Raw genomic sequence first — 22,610 nt, 5'->3', positions numbered from 1 at the left:
GCAAGTCGGACCGCGCCCCCTCGCGCTCACGCCTTCGCCGCGCCGATGCAGTGCTTCAGCGCCTCGCGCAGGGTGGCGAACACGTGGATCCCGCGCAGGTCGACGCCGAGGGTGACGATCGTCTGGGCGATGCCGGGGTTGATGCCGGTGATCACCCCCTCCGCGCCGAGCAGGCGGATCGCGCGGATCATCGCGATCAAGTGGTTCGCGGTCGACGTGTCGACCACCTCGATCCCCGTCATGTCGAGGATCGCATGGCGAGCGCGCATGCGGGACACGTGCTGCAGCAGGCTGTCCATGATCTCCGCCGTGCGCACGCTGTCGACCAGGCCGATGATCGGCAGCGCCAGCACGCCCTCCCACACCTCGATGATCGGCGTCGACAGCTCGCGGATGACCCGCTGCTGGCGCTCGATCAGCTCGATCTTCTCGAGCAGCTCCCGCTCGCGCATGCGGGTGGCCGTGACCTCGAGCGAGATCGTCACCAGGCCCGCGTCGCCGCCCAGAGGGAGCGGGATGTGCCAGTTCTCCCAGATCTTCTCGAACCCCTCGAGCACGGTCATCGGCATGATCTCGCCGGCCAGGCCGCGGCGGATGAACTCGGACGAGTCCGACTCCCCGTAGATCGCGTAGGCGCTCTGACCGACGAACTGATTGCGCGTGAGGCCGATCGACTCGAGCCCCTTGCCCTCGAGCAGCATGTAGTTGCCGTCGCGGTCGAACACGCTGACCACCGTCGGCAAGTGGCTCACGAACGCGCCCAGCGCCGCCTGCTCGATCTGCACCCGCTTCTCCGCCGCCACCGCCTCCGTCACCTCGCGCCCGTAGCAGACCGCCCCGATCCGCGCGCCCGCGTCGTCGTGCTCCGCCGCGGGCGTCCACTCGATCGTGCGCCCGTCGGCCAGCGTCGTGCGCGCGACTCGGCTGTCCTCGAGGACAGCTCGCCAGTCACCGCCACGCGTCGGCACCAGCGCCGCGATCTCGCGGCCGATCGCCTCGTCGCGCGTCGCTCCCAGCAGCTGCTCGGCGCTCTCGTTCCACTCGGTGACCCGCAATTCCAGGTCCAGCCCGACCACCGCGAAGGGGACCCGATGGCCCCCGATACGTCGTTCCATATCCGCATTGGACCACATCCTCCGGCCGCCCCGCTGCCGATCCACCGACCGGCGCCGCAGCCGACTCACGCGCGCGGGGCCGTCCATGGCGCCGGGGAGCACCGCGCGCCAGGCCGCCGCACCTCGTCCGACACGCGGCGCCGGGACCGGCATCGGAGCAGGTTCTTCCTGACATGTCCCTGAGGACATGTCCTCAGAACGCGTGCTCGCTCTGCAGGTAGAGCGCCCCGCCCTCCTTGCCGAAACCGCCCTCGACGCGGAACACCACGAAGCGGTCCCAGATCAGCAGGAGGCCCGGGCCGCCGGACACGTACCAGTACTTGAGGAGGTCCGCCATCGTCTGCGACACCAGGCCGGCCTCGACGAACAGCTCGAGGCCGACCCCGAGCGTGTGGCGGCGGATCTTGAACTCCACCGGGGCGAACCGCAGCTCGAACGCGGCCGTCGCCTTGTGCTTGCCGATGAAGCGGCGGCGGCCGAAGCCGCGACCCACGTACGCGCCGCCGTAGGCGTCCATCGGGAACAGCCCGCCGAACTCGCCGAGCGTCATCAGCGGCGGCTCGCCCCACAGGGTGTCGAACGTGAAGCGGTGGGCCAGCACCACCTTCGACTGGCCCAGCGTCCAGTAGTGGCGGATCGTCGAGTGGAAGCGGCCCCAGTTCGACGTCGACCCGGTCCACTTGCCGGCCGCGTCGAACGTCACGTCGATGAGGCTGCCCTCGGTCGGGCTCCAGTCGTTGTCGCGGCTGTCCCACGTCAGGCCGAGGCGGACGATCCCGCGCCGCCACGTCCCCTCCGCGCTCGGCAGCTCTTCCACGAGTCGACTGTTCGGGTACCCCCGGATCACGTCGACGTAGTAGAAGATCCCCGAGTAGTGGCGCAGCGTGCCCGGAGCGCGGCCCGGGCGCTCGACGGTGTACAGCGGGTGTTCGAAGGTGAACCACCCGCCCCAGTTGTCCATGCGGACCAGGTTGTAGGGCGACGTCAGCTCCGCCGGCGTGATCGTGCCGTGGTTGTTGACCCCGTAGAACGGATAGACGGGGTCGAGCGAGGCCCAGAAGCCGAAGTTGAAGATCTCGCGCCGGCCCAGCATGTCGCGCATGCGGGCGCTGAGGATGTGGTCCTGCACCAGCTTGGTCGACACGCGCGACCACGCGAGGCCGTACACGCGGTTGAAGTTGTCGTTGGGCAGGCGGTACGCGTAGTTGAGCGAGCCGCCGAGAGTCAGGCCGGTGGCCGGCTGCGAGCTGAGGTGCGGCAGCGGCAGCAGTCGGTGGCGATTGTCGCGCTGACGACGGGTCCGCTTGCGGAAGCGTCGACCTGCGGGCGGCGTGACCGGCACGCTCGCCTCCGGCAGCTCGGGCACCGGCGGGCCCTGCTCGACCTGAACCGCCAGCGGCGTGCTGGGCGGCAGCTTCGGCCCTTCCGGCACGCCCGGCGGCGTCGCCGGCGTCGCGCCCGGCACCAAGGACGGCTCCTGCGGAACGCCCGGAGGCGTCGCCGGCGTCGCATCGGCGACGGGCGACGGCGCGAGCGCGAGGGCGATGGCGCAGGCGGCGAACAAGGATTCTCGGGCCCGGGGCAGTGTCGACCGCGCGCGCACTCGATGCAAGGACCCGCTTGCCCATGCAGCGCGCCGCGCGCTAACTTGCGCGCACTGCGAAGATGCCTGGTCCCATCGCCATCTTCTACGAGCACCCCGACTGGTTTCGCCCCCTGTTCAGCGAGCTCGAGCGGCGCGGCCTGCCCGTCGTGCGTCTCGCCGCCGATCGGAGCTGCTTCGACCCGGCCGAGCGCGAGCCGCCTTACGGCCTCGTGTTCAACCGCGCCAGCCCCTCCGCCTATCTGCGCGGCCGCGGCCAGACCACGCATTACACCCTCGCAATTTTGCGGCACTGGGAGCGGCGCAAGATCCCCGTCGTCAACGGCAGCGCCGTCTACCGCTACGAGGTCTCCAAGGCCGATCAGCTGGGCCTCCTCGACGACCTCGGCCTCGGCTATCCGCGGGCGCGCGTCATCAACCACGCCAGCCAGGCGCTCCCGGCCGCCGAAGGCCTGCGCTGGCCGATCCTCGTCAAGGCCAACGTCGGCGGCAGCGGGGCCGGCATCCGCCGCTTCGACACGCCGGGCGAGCTCGCCGAGGCCGCCGAGGCCACCGATCATGGCGAGCTCGACCTCGGCGTCGACCAGACCGCGCTCGTGCAGGAGCTCTGCCCGCTGCGCGGCGGGCGGATCGTGCGGGTCGAGGTCGTCGGTCGCAAGTTCCTCTACGCGATCGAGGTGTTCCCCCCGCCCTCGTCGTTCAACCTGTGCCCGGCCGACGCCTGTCAGACCGCCGACGGCCGCGACCTCGTGCGCTCGGCGTGCGCCCTCGATGCCCCGAAGACGGGCATGCGCGTCCAGGGCTACACGCCCCCGCCCGAGGTCATCCGCGCCGTCGAGGCGATCGCCGAGGCCGCCGCGCTCGACGTCGGCGGCGTCGAGTACCTCGTCGACGACCGCGACGGCGAGATCTACTACTACGACATCAACGCCCTCTCGAACTTCGTCGCCGACGCCCCCAACGTCGTCGGCCTCGACGCCTTCGCCCGCTGCGTCGACTACCTGCAGGCGCGCTGGGAAGCCGGAATCTGACCTTTCGACCATGTAGGAACGGACATGCGCTTCGGTTACTGGCTCCCCGTGTTCGGCGGCTGGCTGCGCAACGTGCCCGACGAGGGCATGGCGGCCACCTGGGACTACGCGCGGAGGCTCGCGGTGCGCAGCGAGGAGCTCGGCTACGACCTGACCCTCGTCGCCGAGCTGTTCCTCAACGACATCAAGGGCCCGGCCGCGCCGGCGCTCGACGCCTGGACCACCGCCGCAGCCCTGGCCGCGGTCACCAGCCGCCTCGAGCTCATGGTCGCGGTGCGGCCGACCTTCCACAGCCCGGCGATCTTCGCCAAGCAGGCCGCCAACCTCGATCGGATCAGCAACGGCCGGCTCGCGCTCAACGTCGTCTCCTCGTGGTGGTCCGACGAGGCCCGCCGCTACGGCGTCCGCTTCGAGCGCCACGACGACCGCTACGCCCGCACCGACGAGTGGCTGCGCGTCGTCACCGGCGCCTGGAGCGAGCCCGAGTTCTCGTTCCGCGGCCAGTACTACGAGGTCGACGGCTGCGTGCTCGAGCCCAAGCCGACGCGCCGGCCGGTGCTCTACGCCGGCGGCGAGTCGGAGGCCGCCAAGTCGCTGATCGCCCGCGCCTGCGACGCCTACGTCATGCACGGCGACCCGCCCGAGCGGGTGGCCCCGAAGATCGCCGACATGCGCCGCCGCCGGGACGCCCTCGCGTTGCCGCCGATGCAGCACGGCATGGCCGCCTACGTCATCGTCCGCGCCAGCGAGGCCGAGGCCGAACGCGAGCGCGCGCGGATCACCGACGTCTCCGAGGGCTCGCCCGGCTACGCCAACTACCGCGACTTCCTGCAGAACACCCAGCTCGAGCAGCAGGTCAGCCGCGAGGACTACTCGGTCTCCAACCGGGGCCTGCGCGCCGGCCTGGTCGGCACCCCCGCCCAGGTCGCCGACCAGATCCGCCGCTTCGAGGCCGCCGGCGTCGACCTCCTGCTCCTCCAGTGCAGCCCGCAGCTCGAGGAGATGGAGCGCTTCGCCGCCGACGTGATGCCGCTGCTGCGCTGACCATGAGCCTGTCCATTTCGCCATGCTCTAAAGGACATGTCGAAAGGGTCATCTCGGCGGCGCGACGGGCACGTCGGGTAGAATCAGACGAGATGTCGCCCAGGCGGCGTCGACCTCCTGCGCCTGCAGGACAGCCCGCAGCTCGAGGAGGAGCGCTTCACCGCCGGCGTGATGCCGTTGCGTTGCGGTCGTGAATGTCCTCTTGGACATAACCTCCAAGACATGTCCGAATGGCCCTGGACGGCGGTGCTCGCCGACCAGCTCCGCCGCCTCGACGCCCCCTGCGCCCCCCCCAACTCGCGTTGGCGCCTCTCCTCACATCGCCTGCGTGCAAACCATCCCCGCCGCCGAGCGACCTCTCGGTGTGAGACTCCGGCTGCTCCTCGCCCTCGCCTTCGCGCCCTCCTGCATCGACTTCGTCCTCGACGCCGACCTCGACGGCCCGCGGGTGGTCGCCAGCGACTTCCCCGGCCCGCGCGCCGTCGAGGTCCCCGTCGCCGGTCCGTGGCGGGTCGACTTCAGCGAGCCGCTCGACGGCAGGCGGCTGCGCGTCGCCCTGCTGGCCTGGGACACCGTCGGCGCCTGCGAGCTCACCCCCGAGTGCGACGAGGGCAGCTGCGAGCGCGGGCGCTGCCAGATCGACCCGGTCCGCGACGCCGACCTGCGCGCGCTCGAGCGCGGCGACCCGCTCGACGGGGCGATCGCAGTCTCGGTTGTCCTCGAGGACATGCCCGATCGACCAGGAACCCGGGCGCGCATCAGCCCGGAGCGCCCGCTCGCGGCGCACGCCCGGCACAGCCTGCTGGTGTTCGCCCGCGACCGCCGCGGCGCCCCGCTGGTCGACGACGACGGCGAGGCCGCGGTGTGGCGGCGCGACCTCGTCACCGCCGGTCCTGCCAGCTCGGGCCCCGCGCCGCGGCTGGTCTCGCCGCCGCCGGGCGCCGATCTCGTGCCCACCGATCTCGCCCGCGTCGAGACCGCCTTCGCCCGTCCGGTCGTCGCCGCCCCCGGCGACGCCCTCGAGCTGCGCAGCGCCGACGCCGCTCCGCTGGAGCTGCGCGACCCGGTCCCCTGTCCCGGCTGGGTGCCCGGCCTGTGCCTGTCCTGGAGGCCCTCCGAGCCCCTCGCCCCCGGCGTCGTCTACGAGCTGGGCGGCGGCAGCCTGCGCGACCGCGCCGGCCGCCCTGCGGTCGCCCCGCGCGAGTTCGCCGCCTTCCGCACCGGCCCCGGCCCCGACCGCGCCCCGCCCGACCTCACCGGCCTGTCGTTCGCGCTGGTCGGCCGCTGCCTGCACGCCCGCCTGCACGCCCGCGAGCCCCTGCGCCTGCGTCTGGCCGTCGGCCCCCGCGCGCGCGAGGTCGTCGCCCCGGCCGGCCCCGTCGACCTCGGCCTCCGCCTCGACGCGCCCCCCGGCGCGCGCGTCACCGCCATGCTGCAGGCCTGGGACCTCGCGGGTCGCGCCGCGGAGATCTCGGAGGAACATGTCCTCGGGGACAGCTTCGATCGCGCCGCTCCGCCGCTGGCGCTGGCCGAGGTGCTCGCCAACCCGCGCGGCCGCGAGCCCGTCCAGGAGTTCGTCGAACTGGCCGACCTCCGCGCCGCCGGCGAGCCCCTGCTCGTCACCGGCCTGCGCCTCGTCGACGGCCCCGCGGGCGCCCTCGACCCCGGCGGCGGCGACCCGCTGCCCCCGTTCACCTCCGCGCCCGGCCAGCGCCACCTGGTCGTCCCGGCCGCCTACGACCCGGCCCAGGGCGACGACCCGGGCCCGCCGCCGGGCGCCTCGCTGCTGCGGGTCGACGCCTCGCTGGGCTCCGGCGGGCTCAAGAACAGCCCCGGCGAGGCGCTCGCCCTGGTCTTCGAGGCAGGTGCGAAAGGACCTGTCGTATTGGACAGCTACGGCGGCTGGCACGACCCGGGCGATCTCCCGGGGCGCTCGCTTGCCCGTGACCCGGCCGGCTGCGACACCCCCGCCGCCTGGGCGCCGCACCCGAGCGGCCGCGCGAACCCGGGCCTCGGGCCGTGAACGTTGCCGATCGGCGCGCGATCGGCGATGCTCCGCCGCCGCATGGCGACCCCCGAGACCCCCGAGAACGAGGCCGCCGGCGAGCGGATCGAGGGGGCCGTGCTCCGCGTCGTCCACCACAACCCGCAGACCCGCTACACCGTCCTGCGGGTCGTGCGGCCCGGCGAGGTCGCGCCGCAGACGTGGGTCGGCCGCTCGACCGGCATCGAGGAGGGCATGCAGGTCACGGCCGCGGGCGAGTGGACGCACCACCCGAACTACGGCAAGCAGTTCAACTTCGCCAGGATCGCCGCCAAGGCCCCGACCACCCTGCCGGGCATCCAGCGCCGCCTCGAGCGCTACCCCGGCCTCGGCGCCGAGAAGGCCGAGCGGATCGTCCAGCGCTTCGGCCTCGACACCCTGGCGATCCTCGACAAGTCGCCGCGCCGCCTGCTCGAGGTCGAGGGCATCGGTCCCAAGACGCTCGAGCGGATCGTCGCCCACCACACCGCGCGCGGCGGGCCGACGGCGGAGATCGAGAATCAACTGCTCGAGCTCGACCTGCCGACCCACTTCGCCGACGCGATCAGCCAGCGCTTCGGCGAGACCGCGCTCAACGTCCTGCGCCAGCACCCCTACCGCCTGGCCCGCGAGGTCCGCGGGATCGGCTTCATCACCGCCGACAAGATCGCCCGCGCCCTCGGCGTCGACCTCGAGAGCGACGAGCGCATCGAGGCCGGCCTGTTCCACACCCTCGAGCAGTCGGAGCAGAACGGCCACTGCGCCCTGCCGATGCCGATCCTCGTGCAGAACGCCGAGCGCCTGCTCGAGCTGCCGCCCGCCCGCATCGAGCCGGCCGCGATGGCCCTGGTCCGCTCCGGCGCGCTCGTCCTCGATCAGCGCGAGAGCGACGAGGGCGAGCCGCTGCCGCCGCTGTGCTACCCGCCGCGCTTCTACGACGCCGAGCGCAACGTCGCCGAGATCCTCACCGACATCGCCCTCGGCGCCGGCAAGGGCCGCGGCCGCTGGACCGCCGTCGACCCGCCGCCGGGCCTGTCGGCGGGCCAGCTGGCCGCGATCGCGGCGATCCGCGACGCCGGCCTGGTGATCCTGACCGGAGGGCCAGGTACCGGCAAGAGCACCGTCACCCGCGCCATCATCGACACCGCGCTCGCCAACGAGTCGCCGGTGCTGCTGGCCGCGCCGACCGGCCGCGCCGCCAAGCGCCTGGCCGAGGCGACCGGCCAGCGCGCGACCACCATCCACCGCCTGCTCGAGATCGAGGGCGGCACCGGCGAGTTCTTCCACAACGCCCAAAACCCGCTGCCCGAGGGCCTGGTCGTGATCGACGAGGCGTCGATGCTCGACCTCCCGCTGGCCGAGGCGCTGTTGCTGGCGCTCACGCCCCAGCACCGCCTCCTGCTGGTCGGCGACGCCGATCAGCTGCCCTCGGTCGGCCCCGGCAACGTCCTCCGCGACGTCCTCGCCGCGGCCGACCGCGCCGACTCGCCGATCCCGGTGGTGCGCCTGACCCAGATCTTCCGCCAGGCCGAGGGCTCGTCGATCGTCACCTCGGCCCACGCGATCCTGCGCGGCAAGGTCCCCGAGTCCGACCGCAGCGAGGGCGGCCAGTTCTACGTGGTCCAGGCCCGCGACAGCGAGCGCGCCCACGAGCTCGTGCTCAAGGCGATCACCGAGCGGATCCCCAAGGCCTACGGCCTCGACCCGCGCACCGAGGTCCAGGTGCTGTGCCCGATGCACAAGGGCAAGGCCGGCACCGAGGCCCTCAACGCCGCGCTCCAGGCCCACCACACCGCCGGCGCGCCCGAGCTGGTGCTGCCCGGCCGCCCGCCGCGGGTCTTCCGCGTCGGCGACCGCGTGATGCAGACCAAGAACGACCACGAGCGCGGCGTCTTCAACGGCGACATCGGCCTCGTCACCGCCGTCGATCCCGAGCGGCAGATCCTCACCGTCGAGGTCGACGGCGACCCTGTCCCTTACGACAGCAAGCAGCTGAACGCGCTGCAGCTCGCCTACGCCGTCTCGATCCACAAGAGCCAGGGCAGCGAGTTCCCGGCCGTGGTCGTGCCGCTGCTCGGCGAGCACCACGTCATGCTCCGCCGCAACCTGCTCTACACCGCGGTCACTCGCGCCCGCCGCCTGTGCGTCCTGGTCGCCGACCCCCGCGCCCTGACCCAGGCAGTCCACCGCAGCGACGCCGCGCGCCGGTTCACCGGCCTGCGCGAGCGCCTGCTCACCGCCCTGCGCGAGCGCCTCGGCGAGCGCCGCACCGTCCGCCACATCGACGGCGCGTGAGCGATAGGACATGTCTCGAAAGACATGTCCTATCGAGCATTGAGCCCGACCGTTTCGCGGTCGCGAGCGTCGTCGGGCGCGCGTGCTCTTGGAAGCACGCCTCGGCATCGCCCCTCTCTCCACCCGCGTCGCCGCCCTGCGGCTCGATCCGCCGTCCGGCGATCCGCATCCTGGCCGCAGTCCACGCGATCGCCGGCGCCCTCGGAGAAGGCCCGCGCGACGCCTTTAGGCCGCGACGGCAGGCCGCATGAGCGAGCCGCGGAACGGCGTCAACGCCAGCCCGTCTCGCCGGTGCCCCGGTCGTCGCCACGACCGCTCCGCCTCGCCGACCCCGTCCGCGCTCGCCGTCTCGCCGATCGTCGCAGCCTCGAGCGAGCCTGGCCGCGATCGCCGCCGGCCGGCGCAGCGCACCTCACATGGGCCGAACGCACGTTCCGGACGCCACCGCCCGCGCGCCCGGGGCGGCCGCGAGGACGCGGCCGGGAGGTCCGCGTCGGTCACGCCGCGGGGTGCTTTTTTCCGCCTGGCGCGTGTGGTACTGACCTGCGTCAGGATGTCCGGCCACAGCAAATGGTCCACGATTAAGCGCAAGAAGGGGGCGCTCGACGCCCAGCGCGGCAAGATCTTCACCAAGATCGCCCGCGAGATCATGGTCGCCGCGAAGGACGGCGGCGGCGACCCGGCCGGCAACCCGCGCCTGCGCACCGCGCTCCTCGCGGCCAGGGCCGCCAACATGCCGAAGGAGAACCAGGAGCGGGCGATCAAGAAGGGCACCGGCGAGCTGGCCGGCGTGATCTTCGAGAACGTGCTCTACGAGGGCCGCGGTCCCGGTGGTTCGTGCTTCATCGTCGAGGTGCTGACCGACAACAAGAACCGCACGGTCGCGGAGATCCGCACCGCCTTCGGCAAGTCGGGCGGCGAGATGGTGTCGAACGGCGCGGTCGCCTGGATGTTCGACCACAAGGGCGTGCTCGAGATCCCGAAGACCAAGATCAGCGAGGAAGCGCTGATGGAGCGCGCGCTCGGGGCCGGCGGCGAGGACATTCAGGACTGGGGCGAGACCTGGGCGATCATGTCGTCGCCGGGCGACCTGGCCGGGCTGCAGACCGAGCTCGCTGACCTCGAGCCGACCGGCGGCGTGCAGTGGATCGCCAAGCCCGAGAACGAGAAGGCGCTCGACGGCGACGTGGCGGTCTCGGTGGCCAAGCTGTGGGCCAAGCTCGACGAGCACGACGACGTCCAGAGCTGCTACACCAACGCCACCCTCCCTGACGAAGTCATGGAGGAGCACGGCCCCTAGGCCGCGGACTTCGTTGTCGGGCGCCACGCGGATCCTCGGCGTCGATCCCGGGACGCGGATCGTCGGCTACGGCCTCCTCGACCACCGGCACGGCACCCGCCCTGCCTACGTCGAGTGCGGCGTCATTCGCCTGCGCGAGGAAGACCCGATGCCCGTCCGCCTGTCCGTCCTCGCCCGCACGATCGCCGAGCTCATCGTCGAGTTCGGCCCGCGCGTCCTGTCCCTCGAGGCAGCCTTCCACGGCGTCAACGCCAGCTCCGCGCTCAAGCTCGGCCAGGCCCGCGGCGCAGTCATGGCCGTCGCCGCCGAGCGCGGCCTCGAGGTCGCCGAGTATCCGCCCGCCTACGTCAAGCGCGCCGTCGTCGGCCACGGCCGCGCCAGCAAGCAGGACGTCATGGCCCGCGTGCAACTGCTGTTCGGCCTGGCGCGCGCTCCCACGGCCGACGCCGCCGACGCCCTCGCCATCGCGCTGTGCCACGCGCACGCGCCCAAGCTGCCCCGGAGGACAGGTCCATGATCGGCTGGTTGTCGGGCATCGTCGTCCATCGCGACCCCAAGCAGGGCGTCGTCGTCCTCAACGTCGGCGGCGTCGGCTACGAGCTGCGCGTGTCGCTGCAGACCCTCGCCGCCGTCGGCGACCCCGACGAGCACTGCGCGCTGTGGGTCCACACCCACGCCCGCGAGGACGCGCTGCTGCTGTTCGGCTTCGCCACCCAGGCCGAGAAGCAGCTGTTCCTGCTGCTGCAGGGCGTGCCCAAGGTCGGCCCCAAGCACGCGATGGCGGTCCTCGGCGGCTTCCCGCTGGCCGAGCTGGTCGACCACCTGACGCAGGGCCGCGAGGTCATGCTGACGAAGATCCCCGGCATCGGCAAGAAGACGGCCGAGCAGATCCTGCTGTCGCTCGGCGACAAGGTCGCGGTCTTCGCCACCGAGCTCGAGGGCGGCCCGCGCGGCCCGACCCCCGCCAAGGCCGAGCCGGAGTCGCCGGCGATCGTCGAGGAGGCCAAGCAGGTGCTGGTCGACCTCGGCTGGCGCGTCAAGGAGGTCGAGGTCGCCCTGGCCAAGCTCACCGCCAGCGGCCCCGTCACCAGCTCGCTCGACGACCTGGTCCGCCGCACCCTCGCGCAGCTGATGGAGCGGTGAGGCGCTCTGGCGTGTCCGTCGGGACATGCCTCCGAGCGCATGTCTGAAAGAACATGCCTGAACGGGCATGTCGTCCGAGACATACCCGGCGAATCGCCGGCCCCGCCTCGCTCGCCTCAGCCGCCGGCCGTCTGCAGCTCGGCGACGTACCAGTCGCCCCACTCGAGCCGCATCTGCATCACCAGCGTCGCCGGCTGGCGGCCGTCGGTGTCGCTGTTGCGCAGCGTGACGACCGCGTGCGGGGCGTAGGCGCCGGGCACGATCTCCAGCCGCTCGACCTGGAGATGGGCGCCGCGCTTGAAGCGGCCGGTGGCCTCGGCGAACGCGAAGGTGCGGGCGGCGTCGACGGTCTGCAGCCGCATCATGGCCGCGTTCATGGCCGTGTCGGGGTCGCTCTCGGCGAAGTAGCGGGCGCCGACGTAGGCCTGGGCGAACTCGAAGAAGAAGCTGATGACCTGGTCCTTGGACAGCGCGCCCTCGACCCCGAGCGCCTCCATGAAGCCGCGGGTGCCGGTGCGGAGGACGACGTCCTGGACCTTGGAGAACGGCAGCTCCTCGGCGTCGGCGGGCTCGGAGTCGACGATGTCCTCGAGCGCGGCCACGAATTGCTGGACCGCCGCGCGTCCGTCGCCCGGCAGCTGCTCGGCGATGGTGGTCATGGTGCGCTGGCGGATCTTCCGGCTGTAGGTCGGCGACATCATGCGCCGCGCGATCTCGAGGTCACCGCCGTCGAGCGCCTTGAGGAAGCCGCGGGCCCGCTCCGCCGCGCGGGCGCTCTGCTCGGCCGGCGTGTCCATGGCCGGGCGCTCGTTCAACATCTGCGCCGCCTCGGTGATCGGGATCGCGTAGCCGCCCACGCGGTGCTTCCACGTCCAGCTGACCACCCCGACCACGCGGCCGAAGCGGTCGAGCACCGGCCCGCCGCTCTGCCCGCGTCGCACCGCCTGCGACAGCTCGAAGAACGCCCCCGGCCCGACCGCCTGGTTGTAGACCTCGAGCTCGCGGACGTTGCCGGTGCGGGCCACGAACCCCGTCGGCCGCTTGCCGCCCTCGCCCGCGCCGTCGTCCTCGCTCGGGCGCGCCAGCAGCAGCACGTGGTCTTTCTGGTGCAGGTAGTCCTCGATCGGCGTCGAGCCGACGGTCGCCAGCGGCAGCGACGGCAGCGGCGCGTCGACGTCGAGCTTGATCAGCGCGAGGTCGCGGCTCGGGTCGATGTAGACGATGCGGACCGCCGCGAAGCTGCGCGGGGGCCGGAGCGCCGGGAACGAGACGTCTTCGATGTGGTCGGCGTCCTCGATCACGTGGCGGTTGGTGATGAGATAGCCGTCGGGGTCGACCACGAACGCGAGGCCGCGGCCGACGTCGGTCGAGACCACGGCCACCGCCGCGGCCCCCTTCTGCGCCAACGCGAGATCCTCGAGCGCGCGCCCGGACTTGCCGCGTTCGAGCGTCACGTCGCCGATCGGACGGCTCGCGCAGCCCAGGGCGACGAGGGCGGCGCAGAGCGACAGGATCCGGAGCGCAGCAGGCACAACTTCCAGGCTACGGCACGCCCGCGGCGCCGGCCAGCCCGAAGCCAATTCCCGTGTGGTGGTGCCCACGGACGCGCTCGCGGCCCGGGCGCGCCGCCGCGCGAACTTCCGCGTCCGCGCCGGGTCCTGGCGGCCGAGCCCGCACCCGTCGTCGCCGGGGCCCACATGTGACCGGTCCCGAAGTACCTGGCCCAAGAGACAGCATGACGATCGTCCGCGGCGGGCGCGCGGCGAGGTGGGCGTGAAGCCGACGCAGCGGTCCGCGATCTCTCGTCCGCGCTGGAGATCATGAGCCGGCGTTCATCGGCCGCACAGGCGCCCGCAATCCCGGGAAAGCGGCTGCCCCTGTCGCTCCCGGCCCACGCGGCGGCGCATGCTCTGCCACACGCTGGCCCGCGGCGGCGGTCGAGATCGTCGCGGCATCGCTGTGATAGCGTGCTGTCGGACCCCTATGACTCGCTCCATCGCCTACATCTCGATCCCCTGCGCGCTCGCTCTTGCACCGCTCACCGCGGCGGCCGATCCCGGCCAGCAGACGCTCTTCGGCAGGCCGGTGCAGGCCGCGCCCGAGCTGACCGAGGAGGAGATCGCGGCCCGCCGGGCCGCCTTCGAGAAGTACCTCGAGGACAACGACCTCATCCACGCCGGCGGCCTCGTGGTCCCGCGCTCGATGGCCGAGGACGACCTCAACGCCGGCCCGCGGCCGACGTACGCCTGGGACACCCCGCCCAAGCGCCACACCGTCTTCCTCAACTTCTTCGGCGGCGAGATGACGGGCGGCACCAACTCGGCGCTGATGGAGTCGCCGTGCATTCAGGGCGGCACCGTCCAGTACCCGCAGTTCCTGCGCTCGGAGCAGGAGGCGCTGGCGATCATCCAGGTGTTCCAGGACGCGATGAACCCGTTCGGCGTGCGGATCGCCTACGAGAAGGCGCCGCCGAAGCACCTGCCGTACAGCATGGTGATGATGGGCGGCAAGCCGCAGGTGATCGGCCTGCCGAACGGCGTGCTCGGCGTGGCCTGCAACCTCGACTGCGGCGACACCTGGTGGCGCGACACGACCTTCGCCTTCACCGAGGTCGCCGGCGACATCCAGGTGCTCGGCACCACCGCGCTGCAGGAGGCCGCGCACGCGTGGGGCCTCGACCACATCGACGGCGAGGACAACATCATGTACCCGTACGCCACCTTCGGAAAGAAGGTGTGGGCCGACACCTGCACGCCGTACAACGCGGCGACCGGCCCGATCGGCTGCGAGTACGTGCACGACGAGTTCTGCGGCGAGAACGGCGGCGCGCAGAACGACGTCGCCGAGCTGATGGCGTACTTCGGCGCGAACTCGGTCGACGACGTGCCGCCGACGGTCAAGCTGCTCTCGCCGGAGGACGGCGCGATGTTCGAGCCCGGCACCGACGTGCTCGTCCAGGCCGAGATCAGCGACAACTTCGAGGGCTACGGCTGGCGCATGATGATCCCCGAGGCCGACCTCGAGGCGCCCGCCTACTCCGGCGAGAAGAGCTGGTCGATCAAGCCGCCCAAGGGCACCTACACGGTCCGCGTCGAGGCGCTCGACCACGACGGCAACATCGGCTTCGCCGAGGCCGTGATCCACGTCGGCGTCGAGCCGACGCCCGACACGACCACCGGCGCCCCGACCACCGGCGGCGACACCGAGACCACCGGCGACGACCCGACGAGCGGGAGCGACACCGAGGACAACACCGGCGGCGACGGCTCCAACGTCACCTCCGCCTCGGCCAGCACCACCGCGCCGATCGACCCCGGCGCCGATGAGAGCGGCTGCAACTGCGTCACCGCGCCTGTCTCTCGCGACATGTCCTTCTGGATGCTCGCCCTCGCCGGCCTCGGCCTCGTCCGTCGCCGCCGCAGCTGACCTCGCGGCCATGCCGCGTCGCCGACGTCCCGGCCGGACCCGCCCTCAGCCCAGGTCCGCGCCGCCGGAGCCGGACGGTCGCCTGCGCGCCCCGCTCGCGGCCCTCTTCCCCGACGGCCTGCCCGCGCCGCCGCAGCCACCGCCTCCGCCTCCGCCCCAGCCGCAGCCCGTCACCGAGCGCGAGCTGATGGCGCGGGCCTTCGCCGCCCTCGCCACCGGCGACGCGCTCGACTTCGACGCCGTGCGGGTGGTTGCGAGCCTGCCCTCGGCGACAGGCCCGAAGAGACATGTCTCTTTGAGCAGCTCATCCGCCGGGCCGCAGCCGACGAAGAGCGCCTCGCCCGTCGCGAGCGCGACCGCCGGCCCGGCGAAGGCCAGCGCCTCGTCCCCCACGAGCTGGGCCCCCTCGCCCACGCCGCCAGGCCGCCCATCGACCGCTCCGGACCGTCCGGCCTCCCACCCCTCCGACAGCGCCAGACCGGCGACGGGCGAAGCCGTGGCGCCCACCGCTGACCCACAGCTCCCCGCAGCAGGGCCGGTCGTCCCGCCCTCGCCGGCCGGCCCCGCGAGCCCGGTGGCGGCCCTGCAGAAGCGCGCCTGGGCCGGTTCGGGCTGGCGCGACGAGCCGGGCCGCACCCACGAGCACGCTCGCGCGGCCGCCGAGCTGGTCGCCCGCGCCCGCCGCGGTCGCCTCCCGACCCTGCGCCTCCGCGGCCTGCGGCGCGAACCGGCCGTGGAGGCCCTGACGGCCTTCGTCGCCCGCGAGCGGGCCGCCCACGCCCGCTACGTCCGGATCGTCACCGGCAAGGGCCTCGGCAGCCCCGGCGACCCGGTCCTCAAGGAGGCGCTGGCCGAGTGGTGCGCCTCCCCGGCCGGCGAGGCCGACGTCGCCGCCTGGGCGCCGGAGCTCGACGTCCGCGGGGAGTACGGCTCGGTCATCCTCCAGCTGCGCCCGCGAGCGTGACCTCGCCCCGTCGGAACGCCGCGCGCGGGCCATGCACTTCCAGACATGTCCATGGCGGCATGCTCTTGACGACATGCCCTCATCGACATGCCCCGAGAGACATGCCCCTGACGACCCCCAGGGCGGTCAGTCGTCGTCGTCCGCCTCGTCGCCGCCGTGCGGCTCGACGCGGACGCGGATCACGTGGCGGGCGTCGGCCTCGAGCACGAGGAAGCGCAGGCTCTCCCACACGAACACCGAGCCGGCGATCGGGATCTGGCCGGCCAGGTGCGTCAGCAGGTCGCCGACGCTGATGACGCCCTCGACGTCGGACAGCTCGACGTTGAGGCGCTCCTCGACCCGCGTCAGGCTGTCCTGGCCCTCGACGATCAGGGCGCCGCTCACGTCGGGCACCGGGGTCAGCGGCGCCCGGTCGCTCTCGTCGAAGATCTGGCCGACGATCTGCTCGAGCACGTCCTCGAGGCTGACGATGCCGACGGCGTCGCCCGCGTCGTCGACCACGATCGCCAGGTGCACCCGCTGCTCCTTGAACCGCTGGAGGAGATCGTGGAGCCGCATCGTCAGGCTGACGAACACCGGCTGACGCACCACCCGCGCCAGCCGCTCGCTGTCGGCGAGGTCGACCAGCTGCTTGATGTGCAGGATGCCCTTGATGTTGTTGAGCTGACCCTCGTAGACCGGCAGCCGGCTGTGACCCGAGCGCAGCGCCACCTCGCGCACCTGCGCGACGGTCCACGCCAGGTTGACCGCGATGATCCGGCTGGCCGGGATCATGATGTCGCGGACGATCTTGGCCTCGAAGCGGACGATGCCGGCGAGGAGCATGGCCTGCCCCGGATCGATCGAGCCCTCGCGCTGGCCGACCTGCACGAGGTAACCGATGTCGTCCGAGGTGACCTTGCTGCCGGCCTCCGCGCCCTCCTTCGGATCGAAGCGCCGCACGATCGTGCCGGTGATCGCGGTGAGCAGCCACAGCGCCGGCGCCATGATCTTGCTGAGCCCGCGCAGCACCCACAGCGCCGGCAGGGCCAGCCGCTCGGAGTAGATCCGGCCGAGCGCCTTCGGCGTGATCTCGCCGAGGATCAGCAGCATCACCGTGGTCACGAACGTGGCGACCCCGACCGCCCAGCCGCCCCACGGCCCGCCCTCGAGGTGACGGATCGCCAGCGCCGTCACGACCGCGCCCATCAGCGTGTTGGCGATGTTGTTGCCGACCAGGATGGTCGACAGCACCCGCACCGGTTCACGCACCCAGAACGCCGCGACGCGACCCTGCCGACCGCCGTCCTCGACCAGGCGCTTGGCCTTGTGCGCGTCGAGGCTGGTGATCGCGGTCTCCGAGCCGGAGAAGAACATGCTCGCGGCCAGACAAAGGACGACGATCAACAGCCCCAGGACGTCGGCATCGCTCATCGGCGCGTCCCGACGAATTTCTCACGAGGCGCGAGACCTCCGCAAGCGGGCGTCAACGGAAGCACGTACCGGCCTCTTCCGCAAGGAAGCACGCCAGCGCCGCGGTCCGACGCCGCAGGCTGTCGAGGCTGCACCACTCCTCGGTCTCGTGAAAGTGCTGCCCGTAGGGCCCGAGGCCGTCCACGCAGGGTACGCCGTCGGCCGCGAGCAAGTTGGCGTCGGACCCGCCGCCCTGGAGCGGGCACTCCCCGACTTGTAGGCCGCATGCCGCGGCGTAGGGCTCGTAGACCCCGCGCAGCCGCTGGCTCGCCGCCGACGCTTCCATCGGGGGACGCGTGATGCCGCCGCTGACCTCGACGACCACCTCGCGCAGCCGCTCGGGGACGTCGGCGAGGCCGGCGAACGGCTCGCGCTGCAGCGCCGCGAGAAAGTCGGCCACGCGCTGGGCGTCGGCCACGGTCTCGAAGCGCGCGTCGACCTGGCACTTGGCGCTCGCGGGCACCGTGTTCTTGGCGGTGCCGCCCTCGATGAGCCCGACGTTGAGCGTGACGCCGCGCGAGTAGTCAGTGAGCCGCTCGACGCGATCGACGAGCAGCGCGAGCGCGTGGATAGCGTTGACGCCCTTGTGATGGTTGTTGCCCGCGTGCGCCGCTCGCCCGCGCACGCTGATCGTGAACAGCCCGCCGCCCTTGCGCCGGGTGACGATGGTGTCGCCCTCGCGGCCCGACTCGAACACCAGCGCGCCGGTCAGCCGCGGCGCCAGCTCGCGGTACATCGCGGCGCTGCTCGGCGAGCCGACCTCCTCGTCGCTGACGACGATGAAGCGCACCGGCACGCTCGCGCGCGCCGGCGTCACCGCTCGCAGCGCCCGCAAGGCGAAGATCACCGACGTGAGCCCCGACTTCATGTCGAGCACGCCGGGGCCGCGGGCGACGTCGCCGTCGCGGCGGAAGCTGAGGAACCCGAGCGAGCGCGGGAACACGGTGTCGATGTGCCCCACCAGCGCCAGCGACGGGCCGTCGCCCACGCTCGGGTCAGCGTACACCCGGTGATCGGCGAACCTGCCCGAAGGATCAGGTATCTTGGTACAGGTGAGCCCGACCGCCACGGCCGCCTCGTCGAGCGCCGCGGCGGCGATCTCGACGTCGTCGCGGGCGTAGGTGTGGCTCGGGAGGTCGACCAGCCGCTGCAGCAGCGGCACCTGTTCGGTCTCGAAGGCGGCGTCGACGGCCGCGCGCAGGGCGGCGCCGAGGAGTGGGTCGCGCATGGCCCGCGAGTGTAGCAGCCTCAGGCCACCAGCACGGTGCCGACGCTGCCGGGCCCGGCCGCCTCGGCCTGCAGCGCGCCGGCCGTCGCGCCGAGGATGTGCACTGCGCCGATCCCGAGGGCCAGGTTGGCGAGCGCCTCCTCGACCTTGGGGATCATGCCGCCGACGATCACCTTCATCTCGATCGCCCCGCGGGCCTCGGCCGCGCTGAGGCGAGCGATCCGCGTGCTCGGGTCGTCCTTGTCGCGCAGTACGCCGGGCACACCTGTCATGAGGAACAGGTGGTCGACCTTGAGCGCGCCGGCGATCGCCGACGACACGGTGTCGGCGTTGATGTTGTAGACCGGATAGGCGAAGCCCGCGGTCTCGAGGCCGACGCCGAGCGTGTTGATCACTGGCGTGTAACCGCCGGCCCACAGGTGCTCGATGAGCGCGGTGCGGATCTCGACCACGTCGCCGACGAGGCCGAAGTCGACCAGCTCCTCGCCGCCGCCGCTCACGCGCGTGGGCGGACGGCGGCGCGCCGACACCAGGCCCGCGCTGACGCCCGAGATCCCGAGCGCGCCGCCGAGCCCGGCCGCGAGCGCGGCGGCGACGACGTCGACCGAGAGCTCGCCGGCGAGGACGTACTTCATGACCTGCAAGGTCGCCTCGTCGGTGACCCGCCGGCCGCCGACCTTGAGCGGCTGCAGCCCCAGCCGCTCCTGCAGCGCGTTGGCCTGCGGCCCGCCGCCGTGGCAGATGGCGAACTTCCACCCGGCCGCGGTGAGCCGGGCGACATCGGCGAGCACCGCCGCCAGCGCGGGCGCGTCGGCGATGACCTCGCCGCCGAACTTGAGGACCGCCGTCGTCATGGCCACAGCCCCGGGGCGTCGATGCCGGCCGTCTCCGCGAGGCCGAGCATCAGGTTCATCGACTGCACCGCCTGCCCCGCCCCGCCCTTGACGAGGTTGTCGAGCGCGGTGACCACCGCCAGCTGGCGCTGACCGGTCGCCGGATCGACCTGTCCCAAAGTCCAGGACAGGTCGACGTACATGCTGCCCTTGATCGCCACGACCTCGGCGCCGACCTTGCTGCCGAGCACGCGCACGAACGGGGCGTCGCGGTAGAAGTCGCCGAAGAGCGCCTTGACGTCGACATCGCCGGGCACCGGGACGATGCTGGTGGCCAGGATCCCGCGCACCAGCGGCGCCGACACCGGCACGAACGCGAGCGAGAACTCGCCGCCGTGGCCGCCGCGGCCGGCCGCGTCGCGCAGCGTCTGCTCGATCTCCGGCGTGTGCTGGTGGTTCAGCACCTTGTACGTCTTGAGGTTGCCGGCGCGCAGCGGGTGGTGCGTGCCGATCTGCGCGTAGGCCCCCGAGCCGGACGAGCCGGTCATGGCGACCGTGTGGACCGACCCGCGCAACAGGCCCGCCTGGGCCAGCGGCAGCAAGCCGAGGGCGATCGCGGTGGCGAAGCAGCCCGGCGAGGCGACCCGGCGAGCCTCGCGGATCGCCTCCTTGTGCAGCTCCGGCAGGCCGTAGACCCACGTGCCGAGGTGCTCGGGGTGCGGATGCACGTCGCCGTAGAAGATCCGGTAGGCCTCCTTGTCGCGCAGGCGGAAGTCCCCGGACAGGTCGATCACCCGCGCCGGCACCCCGGCGAGCTCGCCCGCCATGGTCGCGCTGACCTTGTGCGGCAGCGCGAGAAAGACGACGTCGACGTCCCGGGCGGCCTCGGCCGCGGGGATGTTCTCGAACACCAGGCCGGTCTTCGGCAGGTTGCGGTGGACCGCCTCGAGCGGCTCGCCGACCTGGTCGATGCTGGTCACCCGGACCAGCTCGACGCCGGGGTGCCAACGAAGTAACCGGATCAGCTCGGCGCCGCCGTAGCCGGTTCCACCAATAATCGTCACGCGTGGCCGCGAATTCGTGGACATGGGGCCTCTGTGCGGGACTTCCTAGCAGATGCCCGGGGCACGCGCGATGTCCGGCCTCGCACGCGCACGACATCGGTGTCATGGCCTGTCGCGGCGGCCGGCGGGCCAGGCCTGACAGAGATGTCATACCGGGGCGGAGCGGCGCCGCCCCTGACAACCTGTCATCAATGATCTCGGCAACTTGCCAACCTGGCTCATGACCTGCACTCCTAGGTCGGTGTCGACGGAACGACGCTGTCGACCCTACTTACCTTCCTTGGCCTTCCGCTTGTCTTAGCCCTTCCGCTTGGCCTTCGTTAGCTTGCCCTTCTTACGTCGCTTACCGCTTAGTTTGGCTTCTTCTGGCTTGAACCCTTCGCGCTTAACTTACGACTTCTCCTGACTTATCGAGTCGTTTGAGCTTGTCGCGCTTCGCTTGGTCGGTGCAGTAGCAACATCTTAGATCTGGGGGGGGACCCGGGATGCTTTGGTCGGCATCTCGGGTTCTCGATTTTAAGCCCCCGGAGGGGCCTCAGTGCAGGTGGTCGTCGGGCTCGACCACGTGGTCGGCCAGACGCTCGACCTGGTCGGGCCCGAGCAGCCCCTGCAGCGCCGACTCGAGCTCGCCGCGGCCCGGCTCACCTGGCCCGAGAGCCAGGTGCGAGGCGGCCACCGCGAAGTGCCCGCGCAGACCGCAGCGCTCACCGAACGGCATCGCGTGGACCGCCGGGGCCCAGCCGTCGCGCCCGAGCCGCTCGTGGTCGGCGCGGATGGGCCCGCCGCAGCGCGGACAAGAGAGCTCGCCCTGCGGCTCCCCGCGCCACAGGGTGATCAGCGGATCGCGCCCGCCCGTCCGCGCGCTCGACCACCAGCGCGAGTCGAACGGCAGCACCCCCGGCAGCTCGCGCGGGAGCAGACCCTCGGCGCGGAACCATGCGGCGCTGAGGTAGTACGCCGGCGCTTGCCGCTGCTCCTGCTCGCGGGCCTCGACGAACAGCGACGGCCGCTCGAAGTGCGGATCGATCGACCACGAGGCCTCGAGCCGCTCGCGCATCGGCCCGACCATCTGCGTGAAGCGATGGCCGACGACCACCCGCGTCAGGCGATCGGCGAACACCCACAGGACGTTGCCGAGCTTGTGCCACGGGTCGATCGTGAGGTCGCAGACCTTGAGCTTGTCGCACGCGAGGCCCTCTCGCGCGCGCCAGACCGACACCAGCTTGAGCTCGATGCGGTCCTCCCAGTCGAGGCGATCGAGGCCGTCGTGCGGCTCGAGCCCGAAGTGCCACTGCAGCGCGCTGCCGAAGCGCCCGCGCGAGCCGCGAGGCGTGACCAGATCTGCGGCTGGCCCCAAGGCCAGGCCGCGCGCGTGCTCGGCCAGCGCCTCGAGGTACGCGCAGCGCCGCAGCGGGGCGTCGCGCCCGTGCGGCGGATGACGGAGCGGCAGCCGCATCGCCGACGCCGGACTACTTCGCCTCGGGCGCGGGCGCGGGCGCGGCGTCGGCCGGCTTCGCGTCGGCCGGCTTCGCGTCGGCCGGCTTCGCGTCGGCCTTCTTGCCGTCGACGGTCTTCGCCTCGGTCTCTTCCTTCTTCTTGCCCGGCTGCTCGGCGCAGCCGGCGGTGAAACCGAGGGACAGGGCGAACAGGGTCCAAGTGAGACGCTTCATGCCGGCAAGCTAGCACTCCGCGTCGCGCGGCGGAAGTATGCGCTGGATCGGCACCGGACGGCCGCGGTCGTCGACCTGCACGTAGACCAGCTCGGCGGTGGTGACCTCGACGCTGCGGCCGCCGATCGGCTCGTGCGCCTCGACCCGCACGCGGATCGTCAGCGAGCTCGTGCCGACGTCGGTGACCTCGGCGTAGAGGCTGACGATGTCGCCGACGTGCACCGGCTCCTTGAACACGACCTCGCGGACCGCCACGGTCACGACCTTGCGCGCGCCGATGGCGTGGGCCGCGACCGCGCCGGCCTGGTCGAGCAGGCTGAGGATGTGACCGCCGAAGATCGTGCCGTGCGCGTTGGTGTCGCGCGGCATCATCATGACCCGAATCGCGGGCTGCATGAGGCGGACGATGCGCCAATCGC

19 protein-coding genes are annotated in these 22,610 nt (G+C 72.3%); 9 read left to right on the top strand and 10 right to left on the bottom strand.

From position 1 onward, the window contains the following. Positions 1 to 26: 26 nt before the first annotated feature. Positions 27 to 1,115 carry a PAS domain-containing protein gene (locus O0S08_RS15825; protein WP_269039979.1) on the bottom strand — a complete coding sequence of 363 codons (1,089 nt, stop codon included), beginning with the start codon at positions 1,113 to 1,115 and terminating at the stop codon, positions 27 to 29. Positions 1,116 to 1,308: 193 nt separating this feature from the next. Then, complete coding sequence (locus O0S08_RS15820) at positions 1,309 to 2,580, bottom strand: BamA/TamA family outer membrane protein (RefSeq protein ID WP_269041847.1); 1,272 nt, start codon at positions 2,578 to 2,580, stop codon at positions 1,309 to 1,311. Between the two features lie 200 nt (positions 2,581 to 2,780). On the opposite strand from O0S08_RS15820, the gene O0S08_RS15815 reads away from it, so the two are divergent. The 7 genes from O0S08_RS15815 (at position 2,781) to ruvA (ending at position 11,554) form a co-directional block, all read left to right on the top strand. Continuing rightward, complete coding sequence (locus O0S08_RS15815) at positions 2,781 to 3,749, top strand: ATP-grasp domain-containing protein (RefSeq protein WP_269039978.1); 969 nt, start codon at positions 2,781 to 2,783, stop codon at positions 3,747 to 3,749. 24 nt (positions 3,750 to 3,773) lie between these two features. Continuing rightward, positions 3,774 to 4,793 (top strand): LLM class flavin-dependent oxidoreductase, encoded by a 1,020-nt coding sequence (locus O0S08_RS15810; protein ID WP_269039977.1) that lies wholly within the window; start codon positions 3,774 to 3,776, stop codon positions 4,791 to 4,793. 364 nt (positions 4,794 to 5,157) lie between these two features. Beyond that, positions 5,158 to 6,816 (top strand): hypothetical protein, encoded by a 1,659-nt coding sequence (locus tag O0S08_RS15805; RefSeq protein ID WP_269039976.1) that lies wholly within the window; start codon positions 5,158 to 5,160, stop codon positions 6,814 to 6,816. 42 nt (positions 6,817 to 6,858) lie between these two features. After that, positions 6,859 to 9,111, top strand: coding sequence for an SF1B family DNA helicase RecD2 (recD2, locus tag O0S08_RS15800; protein WP_269039975.1), 2,253 nt, complete (start codon positions 6,859 to 6,861; stop codon positions 9,109 to 9,111). 553 nt (positions 9,112 to 9,664) lie between these two features. Then, positions 9,665 to 10,411: a YebC/PmpR family DNA-binding transcriptional regulator gene (locus O0S08_RS15795; protein WP_269039974.1), complete on the top strand. Its 747-nt coding sequence runs from the start codon at positions 9,665 to 9,667 to the stop codon at positions 10,409 to 10,411. Between the two features lie 13 nt (positions 10,412 to 10,424). Continuing rightward, complete coding sequence (gene ruvC, locus O0S08_RS15790; RefSeq protein WP_269039973.1) at positions 10,425 to 10,928, top strand: crossover junction endodeoxyribonuclease RuvC; 504 nt, start codon at positions 10,425 to 10,427, stop codon at positions 10,926 to 10,928. Beyond that, complete coding sequence (ruvA, locus tag O0S08_RS15785; protein WP_269039972.1) at positions 10,925 to 11,554, top strand: Holliday junction branch migration protein RuvA; 630 nt, start codon at positions 10,925 to 10,927, stop codon at positions 11,552 to 11,554. Before ruvC ends, ruvA begins: the two co-directional genes overlap by 4 nt. A gap of 116 nt (positions 11,555 to 11,670) precedes the next feature. Here ruvA and O0S08_RS15780 read toward each other — a convergent pair whose 3' ends face one another. Beyond that, entirely contained in the window at positions 11,671 to 13,086 is a 1,416-nt protein-coding gene (locus tag O0S08_RS15780) for a S1 family peptidase (protein WP_269039971.1), read from the bottom strand. Between the two features lie 451 nt (positions 13,087 to 13,537). Between O0S08_RS15780 and O0S08_RS15775 the strand changes: the two genes are divergently transcribed. Together O0S08_RS15775 and O0S08_RS15770 are read left to right on the top strand one after the other, a co-directional pair. After that, positions 13,538 to 14,980 carry an MYXO-CTERM sorting domain-containing protein gene (locus O0S08_RS15775; RefSeq protein ID WP_269039970.1) on the top strand — a complete coding sequence of 481 codons (1,443 nt, stop codon included), beginning with the start codon at positions 13,538 to 13,540 and terminating at the stop codon, positions 14,978 to 14,980. 496 nt (positions 14,981 to 15,476) lie between these two features. Continuing rightward, positions 15,477 to 15,944 (top strand): Smr/MutS family protein, encoded by a 468-nt coding sequence (locus tag O0S08_RS15770; RefSeq protein WP_269039969.1) that lies wholly within the window; start codon positions 15,477 to 15,479, stop codon positions 15,942 to 15,944. A gap of 126 nt (positions 15,945 to 16,070) precedes the next feature. On the opposite strand, the gene O0S08_RS15765 is transcribed toward O0S08_RS15770, so the two are convergent. From O0S08_RS15765 to O0S08_RS15735, 7 genes are all read right to left on the bottom strand, one after another. Continuing rightward, positions 16,071 to 17,357: a hemolysin family protein gene (locus O0S08_RS15765; protein ID WP_269039968.1), complete on the bottom strand. Its 1,287-nt coding sequence runs from the start codon at positions 17,355 to 17,357 to the stop codon at positions 16,071 to 16,073. A 52-nt stretch (positions 17,358 to 17,409) separates the two neighbouring features. Continuing rightward, entirely contained in the window at positions 17,410 to 18,624 is a 1,215-nt protein-coding gene (locus O0S08_RS15760; RefSeq protein ID WP_269039967.1) for a M20/M25/M40 family metallo-hydrolase, read from the bottom strand. Positions 18,625 to 18,644: 20 nt separating this feature from the next. Continuing rightward, positions 18,645 to 19,478 carry an acetylglutamate kinase gene (gene argB, locus O0S08_RS15755; protein WP_269039966.1) on the bottom strand — a complete coding sequence of 278 codons (834 nt, stop codon included), beginning with the start codon at positions 19,476 to 19,478 and terminating at the stop codon, positions 18,645 to 18,647. Next, positions 19,475 to 20,545 carry an N-acetyl-gamma-glutamyl-phosphate reductase gene (gene argC, locus O0S08_RS15750; protein WP_269039965.1) on the bottom strand — a complete coding sequence of 357 codons (1,071 nt, stop codon included), beginning with the start codon at positions 20,543 to 20,545 and terminating at the stop codon, positions 19,475 to 19,477. Before argC ends, argB begins: the two co-directional genes overlap by 4 nt. Before the next feature lie 511 nt (positions 20,546 to 21,056). Further along, positions 21,057 to 21,977: a hypothetical protein gene (locus tag O0S08_RS15745; RefSeq protein WP_269039964.1), complete on the bottom strand. Its 921-nt coding sequence runs from the start codon at positions 21,975 to 21,977 to the stop codon at positions 21,057 to 21,059. A 13-nt stretch (positions 21,978 to 21,990) separates the two neighbouring features. Continuing rightward, a complete protein-coding gene (locus tag O0S08_RS15740) occupies positions 21,991 to 22,191 on the bottom strand; it encodes a hypothetical protein (RefSeq protein ID WP_269039963.1) in 201 nt (66 codons plus the stop codon). Positions 22,192 to 22,200: 9 nt separating this feature from the next. After that, entirely contained in the window at positions 22,201 to 22,587 is a 387-nt protein-coding gene (locus tag O0S08_RS15735; protein ID WP_269039962.1) for an acyl-CoA thioesterase, read from the bottom strand. Between the last annotated feature and the right edge of the window lie 23 nt (positions 22,588 to 22,610).

Origin of the sequence: Nannocystis punicea (assembly GCF_026965555.1) — a bacterium.
GTDB classification, from domain to species: Bacteria; Myxococcota_A; Polyangia; order Nannocystales; family Nannocystaceae; genus Nannocystis; species Nannocystis punicea.
The sequence above is the reverse complement of the archived record's forward strand: the minus strand, read 5'-3'. Positions and strand labels throughout refer to the sequence as shown.

Coding starts and splice junctions, on each gene's coding strand:
- O0S08_RS15775 (WP_269039970.1), top strand. CDS start 13,538: ATGACTCGCTCCATCGCCTACATCTCGATCCCCTGCGCGCTCGCTCTT.
- argC (WP_269039965.1), bottom strand. CDS start 20,545: ATGTCCACGAATTCGCGGCCACGCGTGACGATTATTGGTGGAACCGGC.
- O0S08_RS15815 (WP_269039978.1), top strand. CDS start 2,781: ATGCCTGGTCCCATCGCCATCTTCTACGAGCACCCCGACTGGTTTCGC.
- argB (WP_269039966.1), bottom strand. CDS start 19,478: ATGACGACGGCGGTCCTCAAGTTCGGCGGCGAGGTCATCGCCGACGCG.
- O0S08_RS15825 (WP_269039979.1), bottom strand. CDS start 1,115: ATGGAACGACGTATCGGGGGCCATCGGGTCCCCTTCGCGGTGGTCGGG.
- O0S08_RS15760 (WP_269039967.1), bottom strand. CDS start 18,624: ATGCGCGACCCACTCCTCGGCGCCGCCCTGCGCGCGGCCGTCGACGCC.
- ruvA (WP_269039972.1), top strand. CDS start 10,925: ATGATCGGCTGGTTGTCGGGCATCGTCGTCCATCGCGACCCCAAGCAG.
- O0S08_RS15735 (WP_269039962.1), bottom strand. CDS start 22,587: ATGCAGCCCGCGATTCGGGTCATGATGATGCCGCGCGACACCAACGCG.
- O0S08_RS15740 (WP_269039963.1), bottom strand. CDS start 22,191: ATGAAGCGTCTCACTTGGACCCTGTTCGCCCTGTCCCTCGGTTTCACC.
- recD2 (WP_269039975.1), top strand. CDS start 6,859: ATGGCGACCCCCGAGACCCCCGAGAACGAGGCCGCCGGCGAGCGGATC.
- O0S08_RS15745 (WP_269039964.1), bottom strand. CDS start 21,977: ATGCGGCTGCCGCTCCGTCATCCGCCGCACGGGCGCGACGCCCCGCTG.
- O0S08_RS15765 (WP_269039968.1), bottom strand. CDS start 17,357: ATGAGCGATGCCGACGTCCTGGGGCTGTTGATCGTCGTCCTTTGTCTG.
- O0S08_RS15810 (WP_269039977.1), top strand. CDS start 3,774: ATGCGCTTCGGTTACTGGCTCCCCGTGTTCGGCGGCTGGCTGCGCAAC.
- O0S08_RS15795 (WP_269039974.1), top strand. CDS start 9,665: ATGTCCGGCCACAGCAAATGGTCCACGATTAAGCGCAAGAAGGGGGCG.